At 60.8% G+C, this 5,534-nt stretch carries 6 protein-coding genes; 4 read left to right on the top strand and 2 right to left on the bottom strand.

Annotated features, from left to right (window positions below; translation table 11 throughout):
* From AC1D1P_RS13025 to AC1D1P_RS13010, 4 genes are all read left to right on the top strand, one after another.
* On the top strand, positions 1-651 hold a 651-nt coding region (locus tag AC1D1P_RS13025), incomplete at its 5' end, for an acyl-CoA carboxylase subunit beta (RefSeq protein ID WP_477673272.1).
* A 10-nt stretch (positions 652-661) separates the two neighbouring features.
* The gene (locus AC1D1P_RS13020; protein ID WP_477669123.1) at positions 662-958 is read left to right on the top strand and encodes a helix-hairpin-helix domain-containing protein; all 297 of its coding nucleotides are present in this window, start codon (positions 662-664) and stop codon (positions 956-958) included.
* Positions 959-962: 4 nt separating this feature from the next.
* Positions 963-3,014 (top strand): acetyl-CoA carboxylase biotin carboxylase subunit, encoded by a 2,052-nt coding sequence (locus AC1D1P_RS13015; protein WP_477669124.1) that lies wholly within the window; start codon positions 963-965, stop codon positions 3,012-3,014.
* A complete protein-coding gene (locus tag AC1D1P_RS13010) occupies positions 3,011-3,487 on the top strand; it encodes a VOC family protein (RefSeq protein ID WP_477669125.1) in 477 nt (158 codons plus the stop codon). The genes AC1D1P_RS13015 and AC1D1P_RS13010 overlap by 4 nt, the downstream gene beginning before the upstream one ends.
* Positions 3,488-3,492: 5 nt before the next feature.
* On the opposite strand, the gene rsxB is transcribed toward AC1D1P_RS13010, so the two are convergent.
* Both rsxB and AC1D1P_RS13000 read right to left on the bottom strand, forming a co-directional pair.
* Positions 3,493-4,179 carry an electron transport complex subunit RsxB gene (gene rsxB / locus AC1D1P_RS13005; RefSeq protein WP_477669126.1) on the bottom strand — a complete coding sequence of 229 codons (687 nt, stop codon included), beginning with the start codon at positions 4,177-4,179 and terminating at the stop codon, positions 3,493-3,495.
* Between the two features lie 66 nt (positions 4,180-4,245).
* A partial coding sequence (locus AC1D1P_RS13000; protein ID WP_477673271.1) for a polyhydroxyalkanoate depolymerase occupies positions 4,246-5,534 on the bottom strand: 1,289 nt, incomplete at its 5' end.

The following is a 5,534-nucleotide window of genomic DNA, read 5'->3' as shown; positions in this document are numbered from 1 at the left end:
GACTTCTTCGAGATCCAGCCCGAGTACGCCAAAAACATCATCATCGGCTTTGCCCGCATGGAAGGCCAGTCGGTCGGCATCRTCGCCAACCAGCCTTTGGTGCTGGCGGGTTGCCTGGACATCAAAAGCTCCATCAAGGCTGCACGCTTTGTGCGCTTTTGCGATGCCTTCAACATTCCGGTGATTACCTTTGTCGACGTTCCCGGTTTCATGCCCGGCACCAGCCAGGAATACGGCGGCATCATCAAGCACGGCGCCAAGCTGCTCTATGCGTATGCCGAATGCACCGTGCCCAAGATCACCGTGATCACCCGCAAGGCTTATGGTGGCGCTTATGATGTGATGAGCTCCAAACATCTGCGCGGCGACGTCAACTTCGCCTGGCCCAACGCCGAAATCGCCGTGATGGGCGCCAAGGGCGCGGTGGAAATCATCTTCCGCGAAGACAAGGGTGACCCGGCCAAGCTGGCTGCCAAAGAGGCCGAATACAAGGCCCGCTTTGCCAATCCTTTTGTCGCTGGCGCGCGCGGCTTTATCGACGACGTGATCCTGCCGCATGAGACGCGCAAGCGCATCTGCCGGTCGCTGGTGATGCTGCGCGACAAGAAGATTGAGAACCCGTGGCGCAAGCACGGGAACATTCCACTGTAGGGACCGCGTGATGGCCAAGGCAATGCATGCTGCAGAGGTGAGGGTATTGACCGACATACCGAATATCGGGAAGTCGCTGGCGGCGGATCTGCAGTCCGTCGGCATTCAAGCCCCGTCGGATGTGAAGCGCATGAACGCGTTGAAGATGTACGAGGCGTTGCGTGATCCCATGGGCCGGCGTCACGACCCATGCGTTCTTGACACCTTCATGGCAGCGAAAAAATTCATGAACGGCGGACCGAAACAGCCGTGGTGGGACTTTACGGCCGAGCGCAAGGCGCTGCTTGCCAAACAGGACAGGAAGTAAAACGATGTTTACCAAAATACTGATTGCGAATCGGGGCGAGATCGCTTGCCGCGTCATTCTCACCGCCCGAAAAATGGGCATCAAGACTGTTGCGGTGTATTCCGACGCCGACAAAGACGCCCGCCACGTTGAGTTGGCGGACGAGGCCGTCAACATAGGCCCGGCGCCCAGCCGTGACAGCTATCTGCAGGCCGACAAAATCATTGCGGCTTGCAAGCAAACGGGTGCGCAGGCAGTGCACCCTGGCTATGGCTTTCTGAGCGAAAACGCAGGCTTTGCCAAACGTGTCGAGGAAGAGGGCATCATCTTCATCGGCCCCAAGCACTATTCGATTGCCGCCATGGGCGACAAGATTGAATCGAAGAAGCTGGCCGGCGCCGCAGGCGTCAACTGCATTCCCGGTGTCAACGACGCGATTGAGACTGCCGAGAAGGCCGTGGAGATTGCCAAGGGCATTGGCTACCCGGTGATGATCAAGGCCTCTGCCGGCGGTGGTGGCAAGGGCTTGCGCGTGGCGTTCAACGACAAGGAGGCCTTTGAAGGCTTTACCTCTTGCCGCAATGAAGCGCGCAACAGCTTTGGCGACGACCGCGTTTTTATCGAGAAGTTTGTCGAAGAACCCCGCCACATCGAAATCCAGCTGCTGGGCGATAGCCATGGCAATGTGGTTTACCTCAATGAGCGCGAGTGTTCCATCCAGCGGCGCCACCAGAAGGTGATTGAAGAGGCGCCGTCGCCTTTCATCAGCGACGCGACCCGCAAGGCCATGGGTGAGCAGGCGGTGGCGCTGGCCAAGGCGGTGAAGTACCAGAGCGCGGGCACGGTGGAGTTTGTGGTCGGCAAGGACCAGAGTTTTTACTTTCTTGAGATGAACACCCGGCTGCAGGTGGAGCACCCGGTGACGGAATGCATTACCGGGCTGGACCTGGTGGAGTTGATGATTCGCGTGGCGGCCGGCGAGAAGCTGCCGATCGCGCAGAAAGACGTGCAGCGCAATGGCTGGGCGATTGAATGCCGTATCAACGCTGAAGATCCATTCCGCAGCTTCCTTCCGTCCACGGGCCGGCTGGTGCGCTTTCAGCCGCCCAAGGAAACCATGTTCGCGGCAGACACCTCGCAGTTGTACGGCGTGCGCGTGGATACCGGCGTGCAGGACGGCGGCGAAATCCCGATGTTTTATGACTCGATGATCGCCAAGCTCATCGTGCACGGCAAGGACCGTCAAGACGCCATCGCCAAGATGCGTGAGGCGCTCAATGGTTTTGTGATTCGCGGCATATCGAGCAACATTCCTTTTCAGGCGGCTTTGCTGGCGCATCCGAAATTTGTGGCGGGCGACTTCAATACCGGCTTCATTGCTGAAAACTACAGCAAAGGCTTTCACGCCGAAGATGTGCCGCACGATGATCCTTCGTTCCTGCTGGCGCTGGCCGCTTACGTTAATCGCCGCATGCTGGGCCGTGCCGCCGGCATCAGCGGGCAGTTGCCGGGCCATGGCGTGACGGTAGGGGAGGAGTTCGTGGTAGTCGGCCTGGACGCTGCGGGACAGAACACGCAACACCCTGTCACTGTGCGAAATTATCAAGCGCAATCAGGCTCCGGAACAGTAGATACGGGCGCAAGCAGCTATGAAATTTGTAGCAACTGGCATTTGGGCGGTGCGCGCATACGCGGCACCGTGAACGGCCAGCCGTTCGCTGCACAGGTCGAACGCGGTGTCGGGCGCAACCCGCTGGCCATCCGCATCGCACACAACGGCACACGGCTTGATGCCCTGGTACTGTCGCCGCGTGCGGCGCAACTGCATGCGCTCATGCCCTACAAGGCGCCCCCGGACATGAGCCGCTATGTGCTGTCGCCCATGCCGGGCTTGCTGGTGGACGTTGCCGTGCAGGTGGGCCAGAAAGTGCAGGCTGGGGAGCGCGTGGCCGTGATTGAAGCGATGAAGATGGAGAACGTGCTGTTCGCTGTCGCTGACGGCGTGGTGGGAAAGGTGTTGGCAGCCAAGGGTGAATCGCTGAGCGTGGACCAACCGATTGTGGAATTTCAGGCATGAGCACCGGACGCCCTTTCAAGGTGCTGGGCATCCAGCAGATCGCCATTGGCGCCACCAGCAAAGACCGGCTGCGCACGCTGTGGGTCGACATGCTGGGCCTGGAGGTCACTGGCAACTTCGTCAGCGAACGTGAAAACGTCGATGAAGACATCTGCGCAATCGGCAGCGGCCCGTTCAAGGTTGAGGTCGACCTGATGCAGCCGCTGGATGTGGACAGGAAGCCTGCGGTGCACACCACGCCGCTCAACCATGTGGGCCTGTGGATAGACGACCTGCCCAGGGCTGTGGAATGGCTGACAGCCAAGGGCGTGCGCTTTGCGCCCGGCGGCATTCGCAAGGGCGCCGCGGGTTTTGACATCTGTTTCCTGCACCCCAAGGCTAACGACGAGTTTCCTGTTTCGGGTGAAGGCGTGCTGATTGAAATGGTCCAGGCGCCGCCCGAAGTGATCAAGGCGTTTGCCGCCTTGGGTTGAGCTGCTCAGTCCTTCTTGCCGCTCTCTCGCTGTGTGCGGGCGCGGGCCAGGGCGGCTTCAATCACCATGCGCTTGCGGTCTGTCACGGCGGGGTCGTCTCCGGGGCGTGCAGCCGAGGCGGGTAGCGGGGCCTGTGGCGGGTCTGTCACTTTGCCTGCGCCCATCTCCTTCGGGCTTGTGCTGTTCCTGTACCGGGCCTGATGGAATTCATAACGGGCCCTGGCGGTGTCGGCCTCTTGCGGGGACCATGCCGTCCAGCCTGTGCGCTCGCCCGTGACGTTTTCCAGGCTGATGCAGTCAACAGGGCAGACCGGGATGCACAGCTCGCAGCCCGTGCACCAGGGCTCGATGACGGTGTGCATCATCTTGTTGCTGCCCATGATGGCGTCGGTCGGGCAGGCCTTGATGCACAAGGTGCAGCCTATGCACCAGTCTTCATCGATGAAGGCGACAGCACGCGGGCCTTCTGTGCCGTTGGAGGGATTGAGCGGCTGAACGGGCTGACCGGTGATGGCCGACAGCCGCTGCACGCCTTCAGCGCCGCCTGGCGGACATTGATTGATGGGGGCCTGGCCTGTTGCAATGGCCGTGGCATACGCCGCGCAGTCAGGATAGCCGCAGCGGGTGCACTGGGTTTGGGGCAGGGCGGCGTTGATGCGCTCGAAAAGGCTGGAGTCGGGGGGGGAGATCACCCGCCTATTGTCCTACCAGTCATGGCCCCCGCTCTGTCTGCGCTCGACCCGGCCTTGCCGCCGCCCTCAAGCCTTCTTGCTGCGTGCTGCTTTTTTTGCCGCCGGCTTTGCTGCGGCCTTCGGGGCGGCTTTGGCGGCAGGCTTTGCTGCTGCGGTGCGCACTGGCTTTGCTATCGTTTTGGTAGCTGCTGGCGCGCGCTTGGATTGGGCTGGGGCCCGATTGTTCTCAAGAATAAAGGCCTTGACTTGCGGGTAGACGATCTCGCGCCAGCGGCGGCCGCTGAAAATCCCGTAGTGGCCCGCACCCTTGACTTCCAGGTGCTTTTGCAGCGCCTTGGGGATGTTGTGGCAAAGACCGTGTGCYGCCTCGGTCTGGCCRGARCCSGAGATGTCGTCCAGTTCGCCTTCTACCGTGAAATGGGCGGTGGTTTTGATGTCTTCGGGCCGCACACGCTCCATTTGGCCGTCCACACCCTTGACGTCCCAGGTGCCGTTGACCAGCTTGAACTCCTGGAACACCGTCTTGATGGTGTCGAGGTAGTAGTCGGCATCCATGTCGAGCACGGCGTTGTATTCGTCGTAGAACTTGCGGTGCGCCTCGGCGCTGGCGTCGTCGCCCTTGAGCAAATCCTTGAAGTAGTCGTAGTGGCTGCTGGCGTGGCGGTCCGGGTTCATCGCGACGAAGCCGGTGTGCTGCAAAAAGCCGGGGTACACACGACGGCCTGCGCCCGGGAAGTTGCTGGGCACGCGGTAAATCACATTGTTTTCAAACCACTCGTAGCTCTTGTTCATGGCCAGGTTGTTCACTGCCGTGGGCGATTTTCGGGCATCGATCGGGCCGCCCATCATGGTCATGCTCAAGGGCGTCGTTTCGCCTCGGGAGGCCATCAGCGACACGGCAGCGAGCACCGGCACAGTGGGCTGGCAGACGCTGATGACGTGGCAATTGCCGTAAATACCCTGGAGGTGGCGAATGAACTCCTGGACGTAGTTGACGTAGTCGTCCAGGTTGAATGAACCTTCGGAAAGCGGCACGGTGCGCGCATTTTTCCAGTCGGTGATGTAGACCTTGTGGTCTTTGAGCATGGTCTTGACGGTGTCCCGGAGCAAGGTGGCATAGTGGCCTGACAGCGGCGCCACGATCAGCACGGCGGGCTCGCCCTTCAGGCCTGTCAGTGTGGCGGGATCGTCGGTGAAGCGCTTGAAGCGGCGCAGCTCGCAAAAGGGCTTGTCGATTTCYACGCGTTCGTGGATGCTGACCTCGGTGCCGTTGACGTCCACCGTCCGGATGTCAAAAGCTGGTTTTTCGTAGTCTTTGCCCAGCCGGTAAATCAGGCTGTATCCGGCAGCGACGC

This window comes from Polaromonas sp. P1_E1_2, assembly GCF_056406035.1.
Note: the sequence above shows the minus strand (reverse complement) of the source record. Positions and strands in the feature narration are given on the sequence as shown.

Excerpts from the sequence above, each read along its gene's own strand:
- AC1D1P_RS13015 (WP_477669124.1), top strand. The coding sequence starts at position 963 with ATGTTTACCAAAATACTGATTGCGAATCGGGGCGAGATCGCTTGCCGC.
- AC1D1P_RS13020 (WP_477669123.1), top strand. The coding sequence starts at position 662 with ATGGCCAAGGCAATGCATGCTGCAGAGGTGAGGGTATTGACCGACATA.
- AC1D1P_RS13010 (WP_477669125.1), top strand. The coding sequence starts at position 3,011 with ATGAGCACCGGACGCCCTTTCAAGGTGCTGGGCATCCAGCAGATCGCC.